The 21,948-nt window shown below is 72.5% G+C and carries 22 protein-coding genes; 12 read left to right on the top strand and 10 right to left on the bottom strand.

Going from position 1 to position 21,948, the window contains the following annotated elements:
- Window positions 1–62: 62 nt before the first annotated feature.
- Window positions 63–320: a helix-turn-helix transcriptional regulator gene (locus ABEB17_RS14070; RefSeq protein WP_345717310.1), complete on the bottom strand. Its 258-nt coding sequence runs from the start codon at window positions 318–320 to the stop codon at window positions 63–65.
- A gap of 224 nt (window positions 321–544) precedes the next feature.
- On the opposite strand from ABEB17_RS14070, the gene ABEB17_RS14065 reads away from it, so the two are divergent.
- Genes ABEB17_RS14065 through ABEB17_RS14055 form a run of 3 tightly spaced genes read left to right on the top strand, consistent with a single transcriptional unit; the run spans window position 545 to window position 1,726 of the window.
- On the top strand, window positions 545–1,027 hold the full coding sequence (locus ABEB17_RS14065) for a hypothetical protein (protein WP_345717309.1): 483 nt from the start codon (window positions 545–547) through the stop codon (window positions 1,025–1,027).
- 30 nt (window positions 1,028–1,057) lie between these two features.
- Complete coding sequence (locus ABEB17_RS14060) at window positions 1,058–1,504, top strand: ImmA/IrrE family metallo-endopeptidase (protein ID WP_345717308.1); 447 nt, start codon at window positions 1,058–1,060, stop codon at window positions 1,502–1,504.
- Window positions 1,505–1,549: 45 nt separating this feature from the next.
- Window positions 1,550–1,726, top strand: coding sequence for a hypothetical protein (locus ABEB17_RS14055; protein ID WP_345717307.1), 177 nt, complete (start codon window positions 1,550–1,552; stop codon window positions 1,724–1,726).
- Here ABEB17_RS14055 and ppgK read toward each other — a convergent pair.
- Window positions 1,723–2,484: a polyphosphate--glucose phosphotransferase gene (gene ppgK / locus ABEB17_RS14050; protein ID WP_345717306.1), complete on the bottom strand. Its 762-nt coding sequence runs from the start codon at window positions 2,482–2,484 to the stop codon at window positions 1,723–1,725. The two genes, ABEB17_RS14055 and ppgK, sit on opposite strands and share 4 nt — an antisense overlap.
- Before the next feature lie 69 nt (window positions 2,485–2,553).
- A complete protein-coding gene (gene map, locus ABEB17_RS14045; RefSeq protein ID WP_345717304.1) occupies window positions 2,554–3,426 on the bottom strand; it encodes a type I methionyl aminopeptidase in 873 nt (290 codons plus the stop codon).
- A gap of 77 nt (window positions 3,427–3,503) precedes the next feature.
- Here map and ABEB17_RS14040 point away from each other — a divergent pair, with 77 nt between their 5' ends.
- Entirely contained in the window at window positions 3,504–3,686 is a 183-nt protein-coding gene (locus ABEB17_RS14040) for a methionine aminopeptidase (RefSeq protein WP_345717303.1), read from the top strand.
- 18 nt (window positions 3,687–3,704) lie between these two features.
- On the opposite strand, the gene ABEB17_RS14035 is transcribed toward ABEB17_RS14040, so the two are convergent.
- Window positions 3,705–4,409, bottom strand: coding sequence for a hypothetical protein (locus tag ABEB17_RS14035; protein ID WP_345717302.1), 705 nt, complete (start codon window positions 4,407–4,409; stop codon window positions 3,705–3,707).
- Window positions 4,410–4,456: 47 nt separating this feature from the next.
- Window positions 4,457–5,458 (bottom strand): TIGR03557 family F420-dependent LLM class oxidoreductase, encoded by a 1,002-nt coding sequence (locus ABEB17_RS14030; RefSeq protein ID WP_345717301.1) that lies wholly within the window; start codon window positions 5,456–5,458, stop codon window positions 4,457–4,459.
- A gap of 42 nt (window positions 5,459–5,500) precedes the next feature.
- Here ABEB17_RS14030 and ABEB17_RS14025 point away from each other — a divergent pair, with 42 nt between their 5' ends.
- Window positions 5,501–6,277, top strand: coding sequence for a helical backbone metal receptor (locus tag ABEB17_RS14025; RefSeq protein ID WP_345717300.1), 777 nt, complete (start codon window positions 5,501–5,503; stop codon window positions 6,275–6,277).
- A 58-nt stretch (window positions 6,278–6,335) separates the two neighbouring features.
- Here the strand turns inward: ABEB17_RS14025 and ABEB17_RS14020 are convergent, their stop codons facing one another.
- Genes ABEB17_RS14020 through ABEB17_RS14005 form a run of 4 tightly spaced genes read right to left on the bottom strand, consistent with a single transcriptional unit; the run spans window position 6,336 to window position 10,108 of the window.
- Window positions 6,336–6,524, bottom strand: a complete 189-nt coding sequence (locus ABEB17_RS14020; protein WP_345717299.1) for a DUF5302 domain-containing protein — start codon at window positions 6,522–6,524, stop codon at window positions 6,336–6,338.
- Window positions 6,525–6,577: 53 nt separating this feature from the next.
- The gene (gene panB, locus ABEB17_RS14015; protein WP_345717298.1) at window positions 6,578–7,447 is read right to left on the bottom strand and encodes a 3-methyl-2-oxobutanoate hydroxymethyltransferase; all 870 of its coding nucleotides are present in this window, start codon (window positions 7,445–7,447) and stop codon (window positions 6,578–6,580) included.
- The gene (locus ABEB17_RS14010; RefSeq protein ID WP_345717297.1) at window positions 7,444–9,306 is read right to left on the bottom strand and encodes an NAD+ synthase; all 1,863 of its coding nucleotides are present in this window, start codon (window positions 9,304–9,306) and stop codon (window positions 7,444–7,446) included. Before ABEB17_RS14010 ends, panB begins: the two co-directional genes overlap by 4 nt.
- Window positions 9,307–9,325: 19 nt before the next feature.
- Window positions 9,326–10,108 carry a thioesterase family protein gene (locus ABEB17_RS14005; protein ID WP_345717296.1) on the bottom strand — a complete coding sequence of 261 codons (783 nt, stop codon included), beginning with the start codon at window positions 10,106–10,108 and terminating at the stop codon, window positions 9,326–9,328.
- Between the two features lie 175 nt (window positions 10,109–10,283).
- On the opposite strand from ABEB17_RS14005, the gene glnA reads away from it, so the two are divergent.
- Window positions 10,284–11,621, top strand: coding sequence for a type I glutamate--ammonia ligase (gene glnA, locus ABEB17_RS14000; RefSeq protein WP_345717295.1), 1,338 nt, complete (start codon window positions 10,284–10,286; stop codon window positions 11,619–11,621).
- A 30-nt stretch (window positions 11,622–11,651) separates the two neighbouring features.
- On the opposite strand, the gene ABEB17_RS13995 is transcribed toward glnA, so the two are convergent.
- Entirely contained in the window at window positions 11,652–12,488 is an 837-nt protein-coding gene (locus tag ABEB17_RS13995) for a class I SAM-dependent methyltransferase (RefSeq protein WP_345717294.1), read from the bottom strand.
- A 78-nt stretch (window positions 12,489–12,566) separates the two neighbouring features.
- Here ABEB17_RS13995 and ABEB17_RS13990 point away from each other — a divergent pair, with 78 nt between their 5' ends.
- From ABEB17_RS13990 to ABEB17_RS13965, 6 genes are all read left to right on the top strand, one after another.
- Window positions 12,567–15,659 carry a bifunctional [glutamine synthetase] adenylyltransferase/[glutamine synthetase]-adenylyl-L-tyrosine phosphorylase gene (locus ABEB17_RS13990; protein WP_345717293.1) on the top strand — a complete coding sequence of 1,031 codons (3,093 nt, stop codon included), beginning with the start codon at window positions 12,567–12,569 and terminating at the stop codon, window positions 15,657–15,659.
- A 46-nt stretch (window positions 15,660–15,705) separates the two neighbouring features.
- On the top strand, window positions 15,706–16,968 hold the full coding sequence (locus ABEB17_RS13985) for an MFS transporter (protein WP_345717292.1): 1,263 nt from the start codon (window positions 15,706–15,708) through the stop codon (window positions 16,966–16,968).
- 16 nt (window positions 16,969–16,984) lie between these two features.
- Window positions 16,985–17,392: a DUF1810 domain-containing protein gene (locus ABEB17_RS13980; protein WP_345717291.1), complete on the top strand. Its 408-nt coding sequence runs from the start codon at window positions 16,985–16,987 to the stop codon at window positions 17,390–17,392.
- 206 nt (window positions 17,393–17,598) lie between these two features.
- A complete protein-coding gene (locus ABEB17_RS13975; RefSeq protein ID WP_345717290.1) occupies window positions 17,599–19,905 on the top strand; it encodes a putative bifunctional diguanylate cyclase/phosphodiesterase in 2,307 nt (768 codons plus the stop codon).
- On the top strand, window positions 19,902–20,957 hold the full coding sequence (locus tag ABEB17_RS13970; protein ID WP_345717289.1) for a GNAT family N-acetyltransferase: 1,056 nt from the start codon (window positions 19,902–19,904) through the stop codon (window positions 20,955–20,957). The genes ABEB17_RS13975 and ABEB17_RS13970 overlap by 4 nt, the downstream gene beginning before the upstream one ends.
- A 46-nt stretch (window positions 20,958–21,003) precedes the next feature.
- Complete coding sequence (locus tag ABEB17_RS13965; protein WP_345717288.1) at window positions 21,004–21,876, top strand: LLM class flavin-dependent oxidoreductase; 873 nt, start codon at window positions 21,004–21,006, stop codon at window positions 21,874–21,876.
- Window positions 21,877–21,948 lie beyond the last annotated feature (72 nt).

The raw sequence follows: 21,948 nt of genomic DNA, 5'->3' as shown, positions 1-21,948 counted from the left end.
TCACTCGGAGGTCCTCGTCACGTCCAGCCCCGAATCGTCACCAACGTCCGTGGTCAGTACAGCTAGCGCGCGCCGACCCGGGCCGGTCGCTCGTCGAACAGGACCTCGACCTCGACGTCCAGCCGCTTGGCGATCCGCAGTGCCAGCCCGCTGCTCAGGGTTGCCATGCGTCCGGTCTCGAGCAGGTAGATCGTGGTCTGCGAGCACGGGCGGCACAGGTACGCCAGGTCTCGCTGGCTGAGCCCCAACCGCTGCCGCCGGCGTCGGATCGCCGCACCTTCCTTGACCTGCATACCGCCCCCTGTCCTCGTGGTCCCCACCCGTGCATTGTGCCCGTTTTGCCCCACTGCTGACAAACGTCACGCTGGACAGTGCAGAATAGTTGTCAGGCTGACAAGCTGGCCCCGATGATTCGGCCCAGGTCAGGCAGTCCGTTTCGCGCCCGATGCGCGTTCTGGTTGTCAGGCCACCGGCGTGTCGTGTCGCCGGCCATCAGCTGGTGCGAGTGCCTGCCCGCCCGTGGCGGCACCAGAAAGGGGTGACGGTGAAGCGCGTGGGGGACCTGCAGCAGCTCGTGGAGCGGAGGCTGCGTGAGCTCGGTGACCACCGAGGGCCGATGCCGACCCGACGGGCGGCCGCCCGTTCGGAGGGCAAGGTGTCGTACGAGACCTTGCGGCTGCTCAAGCTCGGGCAGCACTCCGGGGCCATCTCGGCGGAGGTCGCGGAGGGGCTGGCGCTGGCCCTCGACGTCCCGTTGACGACCGTCCTGGAGGTTGCCGGCCAGCGCATCCCACTCGGACCGTTCGTCCTGCCCAAGCGCGCCGAGACCTTGACGAAGGCCGAGCGCGCCGCGGTGCTGTCGGTGGTCGACGCCATCCTGGGTGCGGCGGGTCAGGACCGGACCGCCATCGAGTCACTGCGTCCCGTGGCCAAGGGCGGCGGCCGGTCGGGCGGGACGCAGACCGGTTCGCGGCAGGCCGGCGCGACGGCACGGCGGGTGCGCAAGGGGCAGGACCCCCTGCGCTGAGGGCAGGGGCGGGCGCATGCGAGGTGATCAGTGAGCTGGTCGGCCTGGGCCGAGCTGCGGCTGCGCCATCCGGACATCTGGGTCCACCGGTGCCACCTGTCCGAGGGAGCGGGCTGGTGGTGCCCCGACGAGCGGATGATCCTGGTGGACGAGCGCCTGGACCAGCGCCAGACCCGCTGCGTCCTCGCGCACGAGCTCGGGCACGTGGCCCTCGGGCACGAGGCCTGCCACGACTACGGGGACGACGCCTGGCTGGCCGGCCGCATCGAGGCGGCGGCTGACCGCTGGGCGGCCGCGCGGCTGGTGTCCCTGGGGTGCCTGCTCGACGCGCTCGTCGCCCACCCGGACGACGTCGACGCGGTGTGCGAGCAGCTGGACGTCACGCCGGACGTGGTGCGCACCCGTCTGGCCATGCTCGACGACGCCGAGCTGGCGAGGTTGGCCGTCCGGCTGGCTGGGCAGGAGCAGGCGGCCTGACCGCTCGACTAGACAGAATAGGTAAGCCTTACCTATTGTCGCCAGGTGCCCACGGTCAAAGCGAAGAAGAAGTGCTGCCGTGACAAGCCGCGCTGCAAGAAGTGCCCGGTCACCCTGAAGCGGCTGGCCGACCTGGGCTACGCCGACCGGGAGAGCCGTCGCGTGTTCCTGGTCATGCCGAAGGTGCCCAAGAAGGTCATGGCGGTGGCGCGAGCCCGTTAGGCCTGCTGCTCGTCGGCGGCGAGCAGCGCGGCGCCGACGATCCCGGCCTCGTTCCGCAGTGCCGCCGGCACGACGGGCGCGCGCAGGTGCAGCAGCGGGAGGAACTTGTCCGCCTTCTTGCTGACCCCGCCGCCGACCACGATCAGGGACGGCCAGAGCAGGTCCTCGACGACGCCGTAGTACCGCTGCAGGCGCGCCGCCCACTCCTCCCAGCTGAGGTCCTCGTTCTCCCGCGCGGACGACGCCGCCCTCGACTCCGCGTCGTGGCCGTCGATCTCCAGGTGACCGAGCTCGCTGTTCGGCACCAGCTTGCCGTCCAGCAGCAGTGCGGTGCCGATCCCGGTACCCAGCGTGGTCACGAGCACCAGCCCGCGCTGGTCCCGGGCCGCCCCGAAGCGGGCCTCGGCCACCCCGGCGGCGTCGGCGTCGTTGACCACGTGCACGCTGCGTCCGACGTGCTGCCCGATCAGCGTGTCGGCGTCGGTGCCGATCCAGGTGGTGTCGATGTTCGCGGCGCTGCGCACCACGCCCAGGGTCACCACGCCGGGGACGGTGACGCCCACGGGGCCGTCCCCGAGGTGCTTCGCGAAGTGCTGGGCGATCTCACCCACCACCTCGGCCACGGCCTGGGGCGTGGCCGGCTGCGGCGTCTCGATCCGCAGCCGGTCGGCCATCAGCTCACCGGTGTGCAGGTCGACCGGAGCACCCTTGATGCCGGACCCACCGACGTCGATGCCGAGCGCGGCGTGGTGGCTCATGCGGTGGCCGCGGTGGGACGGACGGGCTTGGTCATCGTTGACCTCCAGCTCGGCGGAACGGTGGACGGACTAGGGCAGGGTCAGGATCTCGGCGCCGGTCTCGGTGACCAGCAAGGTGTGCTCGAACTGCGCCGAACGGCGGCGGTCCCGGGTCACGACGGTCCAGCCGTCGTCCCACATCTCCCACTCGTGCGTGCCGAGGTTGAGCATGGGCTCGATGGTGAACGTCATGCCGGGCTCCATCACCTCGGCGTACCGGGGCGCCGCGTCGTAGTGCGGGACCACGAGGCCGGAGTGGAACGCCGTCCCGATGCCGTGCCCGGTGAAGTCCCGGATCACGCCGTAGCCGAACCGCTTGGCGTAGGACTCGATGACCCGGCCGATCACGTTGAGCTCGCGCCCGGGGCGCACCGCCTTGATGGCCCGCATCATCGCCTCGTGCGTGCGCTCGACGAGCAGCCGCGACTCCTCGTCGACCTCGCCGACGACGTAGGTGGCGTCGGTGTCCCCGTGGACCCCGATCCCGTCGATCGTCACGAAGGCGGTGATGTCGATGTTCACGATGTCGCCGTCGACCAGCGGTCGATCGTCCGGGATGCCGTGGCAGACCACCTCGTTCACGCTGGTGCACAACGACTTGGGGAAGCCGCGGTAGCCGAGTGTCGAGGGATAGGCCCCGTGGTCGAGCAGGAACTCGTGACCGACCCGGTCGATCTCGTCGGTGGTGACGCCCGGCGCGATCGCCTCGGCCGCGGCCGCCATCGCCTGCGCCGCCAGACGTCCCGCCACGCGCATCCGCTCGATGATCTCGGGGCTCTTGACCTCCGGGCCGTCGTAGGGCTGCGGCCCCGGCTGGTCGACGTACTCGGGACGGGGGATGGACGACGGCACCGCACGACGCGGTGAGATCGTGCCCGGCTCGACACTCAGCAGGGTGGACATGCCCAGCAGTCTAGGAGTCCCGCGCCGAGCCGCTCACCGACGTGCGTCCGGCACCCCGACGCGGCAGGATGGCGCCCATGGGCTCCTTCTACTACAACACGCGCACCAACCAGGTCGAGGAGCTGGCCGACAAGAGCCAGAGCAAGGACCTGCTCGGACCCTACGGCTCGCGCGACGAGGCCGAGCGTGCGGTCCAGACCGCCCACGAGCGCACCGAGCAGTGGGACAAGGAGGACCGCGAGTGGGAGGGCGAGGACTGACCTGAGCGCCCGTCGCGCTCAGGCGCGGTGCTGCTGGCGCGGTGAAGGGCCGCTGATCAGGTCGATCAGCTGCCCCAGTCGCTCGCGCCACCCCGGCCGCGAGCCCACGTCCGGCAACCCCGAGGCGGCGCTGACGAAGTGCTGCGCGAGCTCGAAGCTGGCCGGCAGCTCCAGCCCGGCCAGCACCTCGGGTGCCAGTCCGGCGCCACCGCGCTGGGCCACCTCGGCCGGTCCCGCGGGCTGCGGCAGGAGCAGCCCGTCCGGCAGCACCAGCCCGGTGGGACTGACCGTCATCCGTTCGTGCGCGAGGGCGCCCAGCTCGTCGTCGCCCGCGTCCAGGCTCAGCACGGTCGCACCGACCCGGCGCGCGTCGTCCACCCGTTCGAGCAGGGAGGCCGGAGCGGCGTCGGGGGCGACGACGAAGACCGTCTCGCCGCGGCCGACCTGCTCGAGCCGGCTCAGCCCGATCTTGAGGTGGTCCGGTGCCTGCTGCGGCGGCGCCCACCGCACCAGCAGGGGCGCGACCTGCGGCAACACGTTCAGCCGGGCCTCGTCGTCCAGGTGAGCGGCCAGGTGCCACGGCTCCACCTGCGGTGTGCCGACGAGCAGCAGGTGCCCCGGCCCGGGCGTGCTGCGCACCACCTGTCCCAGGGTGCGCGCCCGCGACCACCAGCTGGTGTGCGACAGGGCGTCACGCAGTGCCGCAACCCGCTCGGTGTCCATGACGCGGATCCTCTCATCCCGGACGTCCGCGTCGCGCGGGGAACGGCTCAGCGGCTGAGCGCCGGCAGCACCTGCTCGCCGAAGACCCGGATCCAGTCCTCCTGGTTGCGTCCGACGTTGTGCAGGTACACCCGGTCGAACCCGAGATCGACGTACTTCTGGATCTCGGCCCGGTGCACGTCCGGGTCGCTCGAGATGACCATCCGGCCCTCGAAGTCCTCGGGGCGCACCAGCTTGGCCATCGCCGCGAAGTCGTGCGGGCTGCGGATGTCGGCCTTGCCGAACTTCATGCCGCCGTTCGGCCACTCGGTCATCGCGTTCTCGAGGGCCTGCTCGTCGGTGTCCGCCCAGGACAGGTGCAGCTGCAGGATCTTGGGCATCGTCTCCGGGTCCTTGCCCGCCTCCTTGGCGCCGTCGGCGAACCGGCCGAAGAGGCCCTCGATCTTCTCCAGCGGGGCGCCCACGGTGATCATGCCGTCGGCGAACTTGCCGGTCTTCTTCGCGTTGATCGGGCCGGCGGTGGCCACCAGGATCGGCGGCGCCTGCTCGGGCATGGTCCACAGCCGGGTCGTCTCCATCTTGAAGAAGCGCCCGTCGTGCTTGACCTCCTTGCCCTCCAGGCTCGCCGTGAACAGCTTGTTGATGAGCTCGATCGCCTCCCACATCTTCAGGCTGCGCTCGCCGGCCTCGGGCCAGTAGCCGGGCACGACGTGCTCGTTCAGCGCCTCGCCGGTCCCCAGGCCCAGCCAGGTGCGGCCCGGATACATCGCCTCCAGGGTCGCCGCAGCCTGCGCCACGATCGCCGGGTGGAACCGGAAGCTCGGGCAGGTCACGCCGGGCCCGAGGTCGCCCTCGGTGCGCTCGCCGACCGCTGTCAGCACGTTCCACACGAAGCTGGCCTGGCCCTGCTGCGGCACCCACGGCTGGAAGTGGTCGGCCGCCATGCAGCCGGAGAACCCGTGCTGCTCGGCCAGCGCGGTCAACGCGACCGCCTCGGTGGGGTGGAACTGCTCCAGCATCGCGGCGTATCCGACGGTCAAGGCGCTCATGGCTTCGACGCTAGTGCCTGGCAGGATCGAGCGGTGGTCGAGGTGAGGGACGACACAGGGGTGGCGGCCCGGTTGCCGGCGACGGTCCGCCGTGTGGTCTCGCTCGTGCCGTCGTTGACGGAGGCGGTGGAGGTGAGCGCGCCCGGTCTCGTGGTCGGCGCCACCGCGTGGTGCACGCACCCGACCGGTCTGGACGTCGCGCGCATCGGGGGCACGAAGAACCCGGACGTCGAGGCCGTGGTCGCGCTAGGTCCCGACCTGGTGCTGGCGAACGAGGAGGAGAACCGTGCCGTCGACCTGGACGCGCTGCGCTCGGCGGGGGTGCCGGTCTGGAACACCCGGGTGCGCACGCTGGACGAGGCGTTCGGGTCACTGAACCAGATGCTCCGCGTCTGCGGGGTGGGGGATCCGGGCTGGCTCTTGGCGGCCCGCGAGGCGTGGGACGCCGTGGATGTGCTGACGACGGGGCAGGAGCGGCCGCGGCGGGCGGCCGTCGTCCCGATCTGGCGCCGTCCGTGGATGGCGCTGGGGGCGGACACCTTTGCCGGGGACGTGCTGCGCCGGCTCGGCGTCGACAACGTGCTGGCGGACTCCGCCGAACGGTACCCGCGGTTCGTGCCCGGCGAGCTCACGTCGCACGACCTGGTGGTGCTGCCCGACGAGCCCTACGCGTTCGGCGTCGATGACGGGCCGGAGGCGTTCGCCGGCAAGGACTGCGTGCTGGTCAGCGGGCGGCACCTGACCTGGTACGGGCCGAGCCTCGTCGAGGCGGCCGGCGTCCTGCGTCGTCAGCTGGAGTCACCGGTCCGCGCCCCCTGAGCGCGCATCGTGGCAACGTCGCCTCACTGGTGATGCGACGTTGCCACGATCTGCCTGGTCAGCCGGACTTGCGACGGAAGGTGCGCTGAACCTTGGCCGGGCCGGTGTGGGCGTGACCGCCGTCGTCCGGGCCGGCGAGCAGGTGCTCGTCGTGCTTGCCCTGCTTCTTGTCCAACGCCTCCTTGAACTTGCGGCGCACGTCGTCCGGGGCGGGATTGTGGTCGGCGTCCTTCGATGATGCGCTCATGCCCCCATCCTGCCGTGGAGGCGGCCGGCCGCAACCCCTTTCCGGGTGGTGGCTCAGGCCTCGAAGGACTGCGCGGCGGTGGGAAAGGCACCGCTGCGCACCTCGCCGGCATAGTCCTGGGCCGCGCGAAGCAGCTCGCCGCGCAGGTCGGCGTACTGCTTGACGAAGCGGCCCATCTTGCCGCCGCGCAGGCCCGCCATGTCCTGCCAGACCAGCACCTGGGCGTCGCAGTCCGGGCCGGCGCCGATGCCGATCGTCGGGATGTGCAGGACCTCGGTGATCTGCGCTGCGACGGTGGCGGGGACCATCTCCAGCACGACCGAGAAGGCGCCGGCGTCCTGCAGCGCGCAGGCGTCCTTGACGATCTGGTCACCCTGGTCGCCGCGCCCCTGCACGCGGTAGCCCCCGAGGGCGTGCTCGCTCTGCGGGGTGAAACCCAGGTGGCCCATCACGGGGATGCCGGCGTTCACCACGGCCTCGACGTGCGCCGCCACCGGCCGCCCGCCCTCGAACTTCACGGCGTGCGCCAGGCCCTCCTTCATCATCCGGGTGGCGGAGGCGAGCGCCTGCTGCGGCGACGACTGGTACGAGCCGAACGGCAGGTCGGCGACCACCAGCGGACGTCGGGCCGACCGGGCCACCGCGCGCACCATGGGCAGCATCTCGTCGAGCGTGATCGGCACGGTGGTCTCGTAGCCGAGGACGTTGTTCGCCGCGGAGTCACCGATCAGCAGGACGTCGATCCCGGCCTCGTCGAAGATCTCCGCGGCCATCTGGTCGTAGGCGGTGAGCATCGTGAAGCGCTCGCCGCGCTCCTTCATCTGCTGCAGGTGGTGCACCCGGACGCGACGGACGGCAGGCCCGGACGACGCGGGGCCGGCGCCGTAGGGGGCGGGCTGCTCGTCCGGTGTGGTGTCGCTCACGAGGACTCCTTCGTGGTGGCCGGTGTCGCCGGATCGGCGGACAGGCGGCTCGACTGGTCCGCACCCGTGGTGGGCGCGGCGGGTGACGCGCTCTCGCGCCAGCGGCTGGTGACTGGCAGGCGGCGGTCGCGCCCGAAGGCGACGGCCGAGATCTTGGGCCCCGGAGCGAACTGGCGGCGCTTCCACTCCGCCCGGTCCACCAGCGTGACCACCTGGTCGACGACCTCGGCGTCGAAGCCGGCATCCAGGAGCTCGGAGCGCCCTTGGGCGCCGACCACGTAGTGCTCCAGCAGGTCGTCCAGCAGGTCGTACGGCGGCAGCGAGTCCTGGTCGGTCTGGCCGGGGCGCAGCTCGGCCGACGGCGGTTTGGTGATGGACGAGTCGGGGATCGGCGGCACCTGTCCGAGCCGGACCGCCTCCGCGTTGCGCCACCGGGCCAGCTCCCAGACCAATGTCTTCGGGACGTCCTTCAGCGGGGCGTAGCCACCGACGCTGTCGCCGTACAGGGTCGAGTAGCCGACCGAGAGCTCGCTCTTGTTGCTGGTGGCCAGCACGAGGTGCCCCTCGCTGTTCGAGACGGCCATCAGGATCACGGCCCGGGCGCGGGCCTGCAGGTTCTCCTCGGCGACGCCGGTCAGCGACAGCTCGTGCTGGAAGGCGTCCACGACCCCCGCGATGGGCTGCACGCGGTAGTCGGCGCCGATCCGCTCGGCCAGGTCGCGGGCGTCGTCCCGGCTGTGGTCGCTCGAGTAGACGCTGGGCATCGAGACCCCGACGACCTGGCGCCCGCCGAGCGCGTCCGCGGCCAGCGCCGCCACCACGGCGGAGTCGATGCCGCCGGACACGGCGACGACGACCGAGGCGAAGCCGTTCTTGCGGACGTAGCCCGACAACCCGGTGACCAGGGCGCACCAGACCTCGCCGACCGGGTCCAGCCGGGGCGCGCACGGCGCGGGCCGGGGGTCGGCGAGCCCCTCCGCGGGCACGGCCTCGCTCAGGACGACGTGGACGACGTCCGCGACCGGGTCCTGCTCCGCCTCGCGGGAGTCCAGCTCGAGGTCCACGACCAGCAGGTCCTCGGTGAACTGCGGGGCCCGGGCGAGCACCTCGCCGTCCGCGGTCACGACGACCGAGTCGCCGTCGAACACCAGCTCGTCCTGCCCGCCCACCAGGTTCAGGTACGCCAGCGTGCAGCCCGCTTCGGAGGCCCGCCGCGAGGCGAGGGCGAGGCGCGTGTCGTCCTTGTCCCGCTCGTACGGCGAGCCGTTGAGCACCAGCAGCAGCTCGGCACCCGCCTCACGGGCCTTGGCCACCGGACCGCCGTCCTGCCACAGGTCCTCGCAGATGGCGAGGGCGACGTCCACCCCGTCCACCCGGACGACCGTCAGGTCGTGCCCGGGCACGAAGATGCGGAACTCGTCGAACACCCCGTAGTTGGGTAGGTGGTGCTTGGCGTAGCGGGCGACCACCCGGCCACCGTGCAGGACGGCGACGCAGTTCTGCGGCATGCCCTTGGGGACGCCGGTCCGACCGTCCTCGGAGACGCCGTCCCCGTCGGTGTCGGCGTCCCGGCCCTGGGCACGATCGAGGTAGCCGACGACGACCGGCAGGTCGCCGAAGCCGTCCTCGGCGAGCTCGGCGGCGAGCCGGTGCACGGTGTCGCGGGACGCGTCGACGAACGAGCGGCGCAGCGCCAGGTCCTCCACCGGGTACCCGGTGAGCACCATCTCGGGGAACGCCACCAGCTGGGCCCCGTCGGCGGCGGCGCGGGCCGTCCACTCGCGCACCATCTGGGCGTTGCCGGCGAGGTCGCCGAGGACAGCGTCGACCTGGGCCAGAGCGAGTCGCAGCTGCGGCATGACCCGAGCCTATGCGGGCTCAGCGCGGTTGGACGACGAGGGTCTGGGCTCCGTTGCCGACCAGCCCGGCCCGGTCGTGCAGGGTGGACGTCGCCAGCCCGGCTCCGGCGGGGTCGAGCTGGGAGCGGGCGGAGAGCAGCAGCCAGTCGTCGACGGGCTCGCGGAGCAGGTGCACGGTGAGGTCGATGTTGACGAAGGCCCAGTCGTCCCAGGACAGCTCGGCGCTGATCCCGTTGCCCGAGTCCGCGACCAGGCACGCCCGCTGCAGGCCGGTCAGCGGCTCGTCGTCCACCAGCGGGACGCGCGGTCGGGCCCAGGTGGCCGCGGCGCCCGGACCGGCCAGCTCTCCCGACGCGAGGTGCCAGTCCAGGTGCTCGGCGTACGGGAAGCCCCACTGGGTGAACGGGGGAGCGGACTCGGGGGAGGTGGTCGGGGGCGTGCTCACCGTCGTCGGGGTCGGTGCGCCGTCGGGCAACCGGACGAGCCAGGTGCGCGAGCGCAGGGTCGGGCGGCCGCCGGCGCTGAGCTCGGCGTCGACCAGCACGGCCGTGCGACCGCCGCGGACGACCGCTGCCCGCACCTCGACGTCCCCGACCGGCACCGGCCCGAGGAAGTCCACGACCGTGCGAGCGGCGCGCCACGAACCGGTCGCCTGCGCGTCGCGGGCGGCCTGCTCGCTGCGGTGGACCAGCAGCGCCGAGGGTGGCCCGCCGTGCATGTGCTGCGCGGACCACGGCCCGACCGTGGCCGGCGTCGCGGCGTACCGGTCGCCGCCGGTGCGTGTGAAGAAGGACTCCGCCATGCCCGCGACCGTAGCCGCTGCGTTCCTGCGGGTGGGTGCAGGAGTGGGGTGCGGCCAGGAGGCCGCGACCACCACCACGTCGCCGCACCCACCGGCGCACGAGGCCGAGCAGGGAGTCGCGACGCACCGCCCGGTGCACACGCCAGCGAAACGTCGCGCACCTAGGATGACGCGCATGGACAGGCAGCAGGAGTTCGTGCTCCGCACCATCGAGGAACGAGACATCCGCTTCGTGCGGCTCTGGTTCACCGACGTGCTCGGCACGCTCAAGTCGGTGGCGGTCGCCCCCGCCGAGCTCGAGGGCGCTTTCGCCGAGGGCATCGGCTTCGACGGCAGTGCCATCGAAGGGTTCGCCCGGGTCTACGAGGCGGACATGCTCGTCAAGCCGGACCCCAGCACGTTCCAGGTGCTGCCCTGGCGCGGCGAGAACCCCGGCACCGCCAGGATGTTCTGCGACATCCAGCTGCCCGACCAGACGCCGTCGTTCGCCGATCCGCGCAACGTCCTCAAGCGCGCCCTGGCCAAGGCGTCCGACCTCGGCTACACGTTCTACACCCACCCCGAGATCGAGTTCTTCCTGTTCGAGCGGGGCAGCGCGCCGGGCCAGCCGCCGGTCCCGGTCGACCAGGCGGGCTACTTCGACCACGTGCCGCACGGCACCGCGCACGACTTCCGCCGGCAGGCGATCGGCCTGCTGGAGTCGATGGGCATCTCGGTCGAGTTCAGCCACCACGAGGGCGCGCCCGGGCAGAACGAGATCGACCTGCGGTACGCCGACGCGCTCACCACGGCGGACAACATCATGACGTTCCGCGCGGTGATCAAGGAGGTCGCGCTCGAGCAGGGCATCTTCGCCAGCTTCATGCCCAAGCCGTTCGCCGAGCACCCTGGCTCGGGCATGCACACCCACCTCTCGCTGTTCGCGGGCGACGGCAACGCGTTCCACGAGGCGGGCGCGCCGTACCAGCTCAGCAAGGTGGGGCGGCAGTTCATCGCCGGGCTGCTGCGGCACGCGGCCGAGATCACGGCGGTCACCAACCAGTGGGTGAACTCGTACAAGCGGCTGATGGGTGGTGGCGAGGCGCCGAGCTACGTCTGCTGGGGCCACAACAACCGCTCCGCGCTGGTGCGGGTGCCGATGTACAAGCCGGCCAAGGGCCAGTCGACGCGGGTCGAGATGCGGTCGGTCGACTCGGCGTGCAACCCGTACCTCGCCTTCGCCGTCTTGCTGACCGCCGGCCTCAAGGGGATCGAGGAGGGCTACGAGCTGCCGGACGAGGCGGAGGACGACGTCTGGTCGTTGTCCGAGTCTGAGCGCAAGGCCCTGGGCATCCGGCAGCTGCCGACCAGCCTGTCCGAGGCGATCCACGCGATGGAGGAGAGCGAGCTCGTGGCCGAGACCCTCGGCGAGCACGTCTTCGACTTCTTCCTGCGCAACAAGCGTGCGGAGTGGCAGGACTACCGCTCCCAGATCTCGCAGTTCGAGCTGGCCCGCTACCTGCCGATGCTGTGACGGGGCCGCCCGGGTCCGGGAGCGCGCTCGTCAGCTCGTGGGCTTGTGGTTCGCGAGCAGGCTCTCCTTGTGGGTGCCCTCGCGGTTGATGCCCTTCTCGATGACCACGAGGTTGTGGTAGCCGTGCACCGCAACCACGTGGACGTCGCTGTACGTGGGTTCCCCGGCGTCCACCTGCTCCTCGTAGTTCAGGCCGTCCAGCAGTGCCTTGACCAGGGCCATCGACGTGGTCGGATCGGCCGGGTCGGTGGCGCCTCCCCAGGACTCCCAGTAGGACGTCTGCAGGTCCTCGATGGCGTAGACGCCGTTCTCCGCCAGCAGCGGGTAGAGCGTCTCGAAGGTGGTGCGCACGTGCGCGGGGACGTGGCTGCCGTCGTCGATGATGACGTCGAACGGACCGAAGTCCTCGTGCACCCGGCGCAGTGACGTCGGGTCGGACTGGTCAGCCTGCACGACCGCGATCCGGGGCGCCGACAGCCCGGACTTGTCGTGGATGTCCATGCCGACGACCTGCCCCTGCGGGAAGAAGTCGCGCCACATCCTCAGGGATGCCCCGCCCCGCCGGGCGTTCGAGTACCCGCCGACGCCGATCTCCAGGAGTCGGATCGGCCGGTCACGCAGGTGCTCGAGGTGCCGCTGGTAGTGCTGCGCGTAGCGGTGGATGCCCCACTTGTCCGTGCCGTACTTGGTGGCCAGCTCGCAGAGGTCGACGTCGGGCTGCGGAGCCGTCCGGGCCAGCGTGGTGCGGGCCCGCGCGAGGTCACGTTCGTACGAGGCCCAGACTCCCGCCACTCGGGGAGAGACTTTTCGGGCCAGCGTGCGCAGCGCGTTCCGCGGGGCGCTGCGAGGGTCGCGCGGGGCTGCCACGCGCTGCAGTGTGGCATGCGCTCCTGGCGGCAACAAGACCGCCGACCACGCGACGTCGGACTCGGTTAGCGTGACGCCGTGAACACCCGATCGACGAGCTTGGCCGGCCAGCTCGCCCGGCTCGGCTTCGCCGATCCGGCGCGGGCCGAGCGGTTGATGGCCGATCCGGCCCTGGCCGGGTTGTTCGACCCGTTGGACGACCTCTTCGAGGACGGGCTGCTCGTTGACCTGGCCGGCGCCGCAGACCCCGACCTCGCCCTGCTGGGGCTGCTGCGCCTCATGGAGTCGATGCGCGCGCTCGGCGCCCGGGACCCGGACGACCCGGACGTCTTCGCGGCCGACGTCGGGCACCTCCTGCAGGCCGTTCGGGTCGGCGGCCCGGTGCGCGACCGCCTCATCGCCGTCCTCGGCTCGTCGGCCGCCCTCGGTGACCACCTGGCCCGGCACCCCTCGCACTGGCCGGCCCTGACCGCCGACCAGCCGGCGGCCGAGGAGGAACTGCGGTCGGCCCTGCTGCTGGCCGTCGGCGCCGACCCGACCTCGCCCGAACCGGTAGCGGCGGAGGGCGGCCGACCTGCCTACGACCGCCTGCGGATCGCCTACCGGCGCCGGCTGCTGGCCGTGGCCGGCCGGGACCTGGCCGCCCGCAACCCCATGCACGAGCTCGCCGACGTGGCCCGCGAGCTCGCGGACCTGGCCTCGGCCGCCCTCGAGGCGGCCCTGGCCATCGCCCGGGCCGAGCTCGACCCGGACGCCGTGCCCTGCCGGCTCACGATCATCGGTATGGGCAAGTGCGGGGGTCGCGAGCTGAACTACGTCAGCGACGTCGACGTGATCTTCGTGGCCGAGCCGCTCGAGCCCGCCCGGGACGACACCCCCGGGGACGACGCCAGCCGGGCCCAGGCGGAACGGGCCGCCCTGGTGACGGCGCACCAGCTCGCCGCCGGGGTGATGCGCGCCTGCTCGGCCTCGACCGCCGAGGGGACCCTGTGGCCGGTCGACGCCAACCTGCGCCCCGAAGGTCGGGACGGCCCGCTCGTCAGGACGCTGGCCAGCCACCTCGCCTACTACGAGCGCTGGGCCAAGACGTGGGAGTTCCAGGCCCTGCTGAAGGCCCGTCCCGTCGCCGGGGACCGTGCCCTCGGCGACGCGTACGCGGCGGCCATCGGACCCCTGGTGTGGACCGCCGCGGCCCGGGCGAACTTCGTCGAGGAGGTCCAGGCGATGCGCCGGCGGGTCGAGGAGCACGTACCCGCCGACGAGGCCTCCCGCCAGCTCAAGCTCGGCCGCGGTGGCCTGCGCGACGTGGAGTTCAGCGTCCAACTGCTGCAGCTCGTGCACGGCCGGGTGGACGACACCGTCCGAAGCCCCAGCACGCTGGCCGCCCTGCAGGCGCTGGCGGACGGCGGCTACGTCGGGCGCGACGACGCGCAGGCGCTGGCTGCGGCATACCGCCTGCTGCGCACCCTCGAGCACCGAGTCCAGCTCTTCCGGCTGCGCCGCACCCACCTCATGCCGACGTCGGACGTCGACCTGCGCCGGCTCGGCCGCGAGCTGGGTCACCGCGCCGACCCCGCGCGGTCCGTGGTGGCCCAGTGGCAGCTGCAGGCCCGCGAGGTGCGCCGGCTGCACGAGCGGCTGTTCTACCGTCCGCTGCTGGTCGCTGCCTCCCGGCTGTCCCCGGACGAGGTGCGGATGACCCCGGACGCGGCGCAGTCCCGCCTGCAGGCGCTCGGCTACCGAGACCCCTCCAGCGCGATGCGCAACCTGGCCGCGCTCACCGACGGCGTCAGCCGCCGCTCGGCGATCCAACGTCAGCTGCTGCCCGTCATGCTGGGCTGGTTCGCGGACGAGGCGGACCCGGACGCCGGACTGCTCGCCTTTCGCCGGGTCAGCGACGAGCTGGGCACGACGCACTGGTACCTCAAGATGCTGCGCGACGAGGGATCCGCCGCCGAGCGCCTCGCCCACGTCCTGGCCCGCGGCCGGTTCGTCGCCGAGCTGCTGGAGCGCGCACCGGACACCGTGCAGGTGCTCGGCCACGACACCGGCCTGGACCCGCGCACCGCCCAGGCGCTGCGCACCGAGATGGTCAGCGTCGTGGCGCGGCACGACGACCCGGTGCGGGCCGTCGCGGGCGCCCGGGCGGTGCGCCGCCGCGAGCTCATCCGGATCGCGACGGCCGACCTGCTGGGCCGGCTCGACCTGGACGACGTCGAGCGCTCGCTCACCAGCGTGGCCTCGGCCCTGTTGGAGGGCGCGCTCACCGTCGCCGTCCGCGTCGTGGAGGAGCAGCGAGGCGGTCCGCTGCCCACCCGCGTCCTGGTGGTCGGCATGGGCCGCTTCGGCGGCCGCGAGCTCGGCTACGGCAGCGACGCCGACGTCCTCTACGTGCACGACCCGGTGGAGGGCGCCGACGACGCTGCGGCGCAGGAGGCCGCGCTGGCCGTCGTCAACGAGCTGCGCCGGCTGATCGGCGGCCCCGGACCTGATCCCGCGCTCGAGCTGGACGCCGACCTGCGCCCCGAGGGCAAGCAGGGCCCCCTGGTGCGGTCCCTGGCCTCCTACGCCGCCTACTACGAGCGGTGGTCGCTGGTCTGGGAGGCACAGGCCCTGCTCCGGGCGACCCCGCTGGCAGGTGACCCCGAGCTGGCCGACCGCTTCCGAGCGCTCATCGACCCCGTGCGCTGGCCGGCGCAGGGCATCAAGGACACGGACGTCCGGGAGGTCCGGCGGGTCAAGGCCCGGGTGGAGGCCGAGCGGCTGCCCCGTGGCGGCGACCCGGGCACCCACCTCAAGCTCGGCCGAGGCGGCATGGCCGACGTGGAGTGGACCGTCCAGCTGCTGCAGCTGCAGCACGCGCACGAGGTGACCGGCTTGCGGCACACCGGCACCATGACGGCCCTGCGGGTGGCTCACGAGCACGGGCTGGTCGCGGTCGACGACGCCGAGGTGCTCGCCCAGTCCTGGACCCTGGCCTCCCGGCTCCGCAACGCCGCCGTGCTGTGGCGAGGTCGACCGGTGGACGCCCTGCCCAGCGACCTGCGCGACCTGGAGGGCGTGGCGCGGATCGTGGGCTACCCGGCCGGCTCCGGCGCCGCTCTGGTCGACGACTACCGGCGGTCGGCCCGCCGAGCCCGCTCAGTGGTCGAGCGGGTTTTCTATGACTGATACGCAAGGGGCGAATCGGACGTCGGGATCGAGTAACGTCCCTGCCGTGACCGGGCGGGGGAGCGAACGGCGCGTCGGCGCGACGTACCGACGCGCACTGCGCCGTCCTGACTTCGTCGCGCTGTACCTCGCCCGGGTGCTCTCGGACTGGGGCGACCAGCTCGCCCGGGTGGCGCTCGCCGCCCTGGTCCTGCACCAGTCCAACTCGGCGTTGTTCGCGGCCGCGGCGTTCGCGGTCAGCTACCTGCCCGCCGTCTTCGGCCAGGCCCTGCTCGGGCCGCTGTCCGACCGGATCCCGCGGCGCACCGTGATGGTGGCCTGCGACGTCCTGCGTTCCCTGGGTCTGGTGCTGCTCGTGCTGGCCGTCACGCAGGGCGCGCCGATCTGGCTGTTGCTGGTGATGCTGTTCCTCGTCGAGCTGTCCGGGGCGCCGTTCTTCGCCGCCAGCCGGGCCCTGCTCGCCGAGATGTTCGAGGAACGTCCGCTCTTCCTGCGCGCCAACTCGCTGATGCAGATGACCTTCCAGTTCAACCAGGTCGCGGGCGTGGCGATCGGCGGCATCGTGGTGGCGACGCTGGGCACCCAGCAGGCGCTGTGGCTGGACGCCGCGACCTTCGTCGCCTCGGGCCTGCTGATCTTCGCGTTCGTCACGGCGAACGCCGCGGCCCGGCCGGCCACCGTGCACGGCTTGGGCGGCTGGGTGGCCGACGTCCGGGAGGGCGTGCGCTACCTGTACCGCGACGTGCCCACCCGCTCGTTGTTCCTGGTGGCCATCGTGACGCTGCTGGCGTTCACCGCCCCTGAGGCGGTGTCGCTGCCGTACGCGCGTGAGCACGGGGGCTCGACCGCCGCCGGCGGCATCCTGCTGGCCGCCGGCCCGCTCGGCGCCGTGGCCGGCGTCCTGCTGGTCAGCCGCTGGACGCCGGTGGTGCAGGTGAGCCGCATCCTGCCCATGGCGCTGCTGCTGCCGCTCCCACTGCTCGGCGTGGTGCTGGACCCGCCCTGGGCGGTGGCCGGCGTGCTCTTCGTGCTGGCGGGGGTGTGCCAGGGATTCATGGTCCCGCTCATGGCGACCTTCACGCTGCTCAGTCCCGACGAGCTGCGCGGCCGGCTCAGTGCGGTCGCCGGGTCCGGGTTCGCGCTGGTCACCGCGACGTCGTTCCTGGCGGTCGGGGCGCTGGCCGATGCCACCAACCCGGCGCTGGCCGTCGTCGTGTCGGCGGTGCTGACGCTCCTGCTGCTCGTGCCGGTGTGGCGCAGCTGGCCCCGGCGCGAGCTCGCCGAGGCGGCGGAGCGCGCGTACTCCTGACGCCTAGGGTGGGGTGGTGGACGACTCCTTCGACCTGCAGCGGTTCGTCCGGGCCCAGGATGACGGCGGCACCTACGACCAGGCGCTGGCCGAGCTGCGGGGCGGACGCAAGCACAGCCACTGGATGTGGTTCGTCTTCCCGCAGCTCGCCGGCCTCGGACGCAGCGACCTCGCCCGCTTTTACGCGATCAGCGGTCCGGCCGAGGCGGTCGCTTACCTCGAGCACCCCGTTCTCGGGCCACGCCTCGCCGAGTGCGCGGGCGCGCTCGTCGACCTGGGTGCGAGTGACGCCGTGGCGGTCCTCGGCCCGGTCGACGCGCTGAAGCTGGAGTCGTCGATGTCGCTGTTCGCCGCGGTCCCGGGCGCAGATCCGATCTTCGCGACCGTGCTCGACCAGTACTTCGGGGGTCCGGCCGGCGCCTGAGCGCGGCGGGACCCGAGGCGATCGTCCGAGAACACAGATCGGGCGAAACCGTCCTTCTTGCGACACGCCCGTACCACGTCTGGCCGCAGTAGTCGCTCTCGGCCTCAAGCCGCCGCCCTGGCCGCCCGATCAGGCCGCGAGGGGATGGACTACGCAAGAAGGCGGTCGGCATGGATCTCGTCGCGTCGAGGCTCCGAGGGCGATTCGTGCCGCCCGGACGAGCCCTCGAGGCCGGCGTCTACGCCGTCGTCCTCGCTGTGTACCTGGCCTTCGGGATCTCCACCATCCCCGGCGTGCGGACGGCGCCCGGCTACGACCTGCTGCTCGACGGCTGGTTGAACAACATCGCCTACATGCTCAGCCCCGTCGTGTGCCTGCTCCGGTCGCGCCGCGACACCTCGTTCACCCGCAGCTGGCGGATCCTCGCGCTCGGCCTGGCGTTGTACGGCCTGGGCAACGTCTTCTGGACCGCCTTCGTCCGGCCGCTGAGCCCCGAGCCCTTCCCGTCCATGGCGGACGGTCTCTGGCTGTCCTTCTACGGGTTCGCGTTCGTCGCCCTGCTGCTCGTCGTGCGGGAGATGGCGAACCAGCTGCCGATCAGCCTGTGGCTCGACGGGATCGTCGGTGGCCTCGCGGTCGCCGCGGTCATGGCGGCCATCGCCGGTCCGGTGCTGGCGGTGACCGGCGGCAGCTGGTCGGCCGTGGTGACGACCCTGGCCTACCCCCTGCTGGACGTGATGCTGCTGCTGATCGTCACCGCCGTCCTGGCCCTCTTCCACTGGCGGCCGCCGGCCGGTCTGTGGTTCTTCGTGGCGGGTCTGACCGCGTTCGTGGTCGCCGACCTGGTGTACCTGTTCCACGCCGCCAACGGCACGTACCAGCCCGGTGGCGCCAACGACGTCGTCTGGGTGCTCGCGACCCTGCTGATGGCGTTCGCGCCGGGTTGGCCGAGCCGTCCGGCCGGTGTGCCGCTGCCTTCCTGGGTGCTCCTGGGCATCCCGATCGGCGCCAGCGGGGTCGCGGTCTGCCTGCTCGTGTTCGCCAACTCGCACGAGCTGCACCCGGTCGCCATCGGCCTGGCCGCCGGCACCGTCGTCGCGGCCCTCGGGCGGATGATCGTCACGTTCGGCGAGGTCCGCACGCTCGCGCACAGCAGGCAGCTCGCCCTCACCGACGAGCTCACCGGACTGAGCAACCGGAGGGCCTTCTACGAGCAGGTCAACACCCGCACCAGCGGCGAGGGGCCGGGCATCGGCGCGCTGCTGCTGCTGGACCTCGACCGGTTCAAGGAGGTCAACGACAGCCTCGGCCACCACGCCGGCGACGACCTGCTGCGGCACGTCGCGTCCCGGCTGACGAGCAGCCTGGACGGCGCCAACCACCTGCTGGCCCGGTTGGGTGGTGACGAGTTCGCGATCTACCTCTCCGGCGCCGACAGCGCCCAGGCCGAGACGATGGCTGAGCGGGTGCACGCAGTGCTGAACCCGCCGTTCACCGTCGACGGCGTGACCGTCCGGGTGGACGCCAGCATCGGCATCTCGTTCTTCCCCACGCACGGTGGCCAGGTCTCCGAGCTGCTGCGGGCGGCCGACATCGCCATGTACCAGGCGAAGGGCTCGCGACTGGGGCACTCGTCCTACTCGGCCGAGGGCGACGACACGGGCGGCCAGGACCGGCTGCGCATGCTCGAGGAGCTGCGGGACGCCGTGCTGACCGGTGGGCTCGCCGTGTTCTACCAGCCGAAGGTCGACTCCCGGTCGCTCAAGGTGGACGGCGTCGAGGCACTGGTCCGCTGGCCGCACCCGACCCGGGGGCTGCTGCTGCCGGACTCGTTCCTGCCGCTGGCCGAGCAGGCGGGCCTGATGCGGGAGCTGACCACCGCCGTCCTCGAGCAGTCCCTGGACCAGGTGCGGGTCTGGCAGGACCAGGGACGCCGGCTCGCGGTCGCCGTGAACCTGTCGGCGTCCTCGCTCGTCGACATGGACCTGCCGCGGCGGGTGGCCGCCATCCTGCTGCAGCGTGGGCTGTCCCCGGACCGGCTCGAGCTGGAGATCACCGAGGACTTCCTGATGGGGGACCGCGAGCGCGCCCGGTCCATCCTCACCGAGCTGCGCCAGCTCGGCATCCGGGTGTCGGTCGACGACTTCGGCACCGGCTACTCCTCGCTGACGTACCTGCGGGAGCTGCCCATCGACCAGCTCAAGCTCGACCGGTCGTTCGTCCTGCCGATGGCCCAGGACGCCCGCGCGGCCGCGATCGTGCGCTCCACCATCGAGCTCGCGCACTCGCTCGGCATGACGATGGTCGCCGAGGGTGTCGAGGACGCCGACACCGCGGGGCAGCTGGCCACCTCGGGCTGTGACGAGTCGCAGGGCTTCTACTTCTCGCGGGCCCTGCCGCCCGCCGAGCTGGAGCAGTGGCTGGACGCCCGTTCGATCCCCGCGATCCCGAACCAGACCGCACCCGCGACCGCACCCGAGGGTGCGGACGTCACCGTGGAACCCGCCCGATGAAGCGGCTGTCGAACGTCACCGCGGGCGCGACCGCGACGCGGCTGCCCTCACTGACCGCGACGGTGCGGCTGGGCACGGAGCTGCTCGACGCCGCCGGCCCCGAGCTCGACGCCCTCGCGGACGCCTGCGGCGCACCGAGCATGGCCCGGGCCGGGTGGCTGCACGCCACGGTCGGGCCGGTGCCGACCCGCGCCTGGTCCGTCGAGGTCCGCGACGACCGCGGCGCGCTGCGCGCCGCCGCCGTGCTCGTGGACGAGCAGCAGGCCGACCGGGACGTCGTCCGGCTGGCCGGCAGCTCCACCGGCCACACCAGCGCTCTCCTGGCGGACGACGCCGCCGCGGCGTCGTTGCTGGGCCACGCCTTCTGGGACGCCCTGCGCGAGCGGGGTCGTCCGACCTGGGCGATCCTCGGTCCGGTCCGGGTCGCCGACCCGGTCCTGGCGGCGTTCACGGCCGCCGTGCCCGGAGCCGATCTGGTGAGCGCCAGCCCGGTGCCCGTCGTCCGTCGCGGCGCCGCCGCATCCGCCGCCGAGTACCTGACGCCGTCGATGCAGCGCACCCTGCGCAAGGCCGCCAACCGGGCCCGGACCGACGGCTGCGCCGTCGACATCCGGTTCACCCGGGATCCGCACGAGATCGCCGCCCTGCTGCCGGACCTGGAGCGGCTGCACCGCGAGCGCGACCACGAGCACGGACGACGCAGCGAGCTGGACGACGACGTCGACCTGCGGGTCTGGCGGGCCCGGCTGACCGCGCTGGCTGCGCAGGGTCGGCTCGAGGTCGCGACGTCGCACATCGACTCGGTCCTCGCGGCGCAGGTCGTCGGCCTCGTCGACTCCGCCACCTACCGGGTGCTCGAGGGTGTGCTGGCCACCAAGCTCAGCCGCTACTCACCTGGCCGGGTGCTCGAGACCGCTGTGCTGCAACGAGTTCTGGACGACCCGACGTTGGACACCCTGGACTGGGTGACCTCCGTGGCGTCGGAGGCTCTGCTGACCTACAACGACGCGACGCCGGTGTGCCTGTGCGTGGTGAGCGTCGGCGCCTCCTAGCCCCAGACACTGGCCGCCGACGCCGCGCAGGCGTTAGCGTCCGTGCATGGTCGAGGTCGGTGCCGTCTTCATCCCGCAGCTCGTTCCCGAGCGCCTGCGCTCCGTGGCGGTCGCCGCGGACGACGCAGGACTGCCGCAGCTGTGGCTGTGGGAGGACTGCTTCAAGCTGGGGGGAGTCGCCGCGGCCACGGCGGCGCTCGCGTGGACGACGCGGCTGAAGGTCGGGGTCGGCATCTTCCCCGTGCCGTTGCGCAACGTCGCGCTCACCGCGATGGAGCTCAGCACCCTGCACCGGTTGTTCCCCGGGAGGGCGCTGCTGGGCGTGGGTCACGGAGTGCAGAGCTGGATGGAGCAGGTCGGCGCCCGGGCCGAGTCGCCGATGACGTTGCTCAGCGAGTACCTCGTGGCGTTGCAGGGACTGCTGGCGGGCGAGCGGGTCAGCGCCGACGGCCGGTACGTGACGCTGGACGAGGTGGCCCTGGACTGGCCGCCGCCGTCGCCGCCTGACCTGCTGGCCGCGGGGGAGGGGCCGAAGACGCTGCGGCTGTCCGGGGCGCTGGCCGACGGGACGATCCTCACCGGCGGGACGACGCCCGACGAGGTGCGCCGGGCCCGCGAGCTGGTCGACGCCGCGCGCGCCGAGTCCGGGCGCGACGGCCGGAACCCGATCACCGCCTTCCTGCCGGTCGCGACGGGTGCCGATGCGCAGCAGCGACTGGACCACGAGTGCGAGCTCTGGGGTTGGTCGAGCAGCGACGGGCACGGGGTGGCCGGCGACGTCGCCGCGGTGGCCGAGGGGCTGTCGCCATGGATCGAGGCCGGCGTGGACGTCGTGGTGCTGCAACCGACCCAGGACGAGCCGGACGCCGAGGGCTTCGTCGCGTTCGCCGCGGAGGTCGGCCGCGTCGTGACTGCCTGAACTCCCGAGGCTGGAGGGAAGATCCACGGATATCCAGAGTTCGACGTAGCGCCAACCCGACGTCGCTAGGCT

The sequence above is a fragment of the Angustibacter luteus genome, from assembly GCF_039541115.1.
Classification (GTDB): domain Bacteria; phylum Actinomycetota; class Actinomycetes; order Actinomycetales; family Angustibacteraceae; genus Angustibacter; species Angustibacter luteus.
Note: the sequence above shows the minus strand (reverse complement) of the source record. Positions and strands in the feature narration are given on the sequence as shown.

What these genes read in the sequence shown, in the direction of transcription:
- ppgK (WP_345717306.1), bottom strand. Translation starts at nt 2,484, where the DNA reads ATGAGCCACCACGCCGCGCTCGGCATCGACGTCGGTGGGTCCGGCATC.
- map (WP_345717304.1), bottom strand. Translation starts at nt 3,426, where the DNA reads ATGTCCACCCTGCTGAGTGTCGAGCCGGGCACGATCTCACCGCGTCGT.
- ABEB17_RS14040 (WP_345717303.1), top strand. Translation starts at nt 3,504, where the DNA reads ATGGGCTCCTTCTACTACAACACGCGCACCAACCAGGTCGAGGAGCTG.
- ABEB17_RS14035 (WP_345717302.1), bottom strand. Translation starts at nt 4,409, where the DNA reads ATGGACACCGAGCGGGTTGCGGCACTGCGTGACGCCCTGTCGCACACC.
- ABEB17_RS14030 (WP_345717301.1), bottom strand. Translation starts at nt 5,458, where the DNA reads ATGAGCGCCTTGACCGTCGGATACGCCGCGATGCTGGAGCAGTTCCAC.
- ABEB17_RS14020 (WP_345717299.1), bottom strand. Translation starts at nt 6,524, where the DNA reads ATGAGCGCATCATCGAAGGACGCCGACCACAATCCCGCCCCGGACGAC.
- ABEB17_RS14010 (WP_345717297.1), bottom strand. Translation starts at nt 9,306, where the DNA reads ATGCCGCAGCTGCGACTCGCTCTGGCCCAGGTCGACGCTGTCCTCGGC.
- ABEB17_RS14005 (WP_345717296.1), bottom strand. Translation starts at nt 10,108, where the DNA reads ATGGCGGAGTCCTTCTTCACACGCACCGGCGGCGACCGGTACGCCGCG.
- glnA (WP_345717295.1), top strand. Translation starts at nt 10,284, where the DNA reads ATGGACAGGCAGCAGGAGTTCGTGCTCCGCACCATCGAGGAACGAGAC.
- ABEB17_RS13970 (WP_345717289.1), top strand. Translation starts at nt 19,902, where the DNA reads ATGAAGCGGCTGTCGAACGTCACCGCGGGCGCGACCGCGACGCGGCTG.
- ABEB17_RS13965 (WP_345717288.1), top strand. Translation starts at nt 21,004, where the DNA reads ATGGTCGAGGTCGGTGCCGTCTTCATCCCGCAGCTCGTTCCCGAGCGC.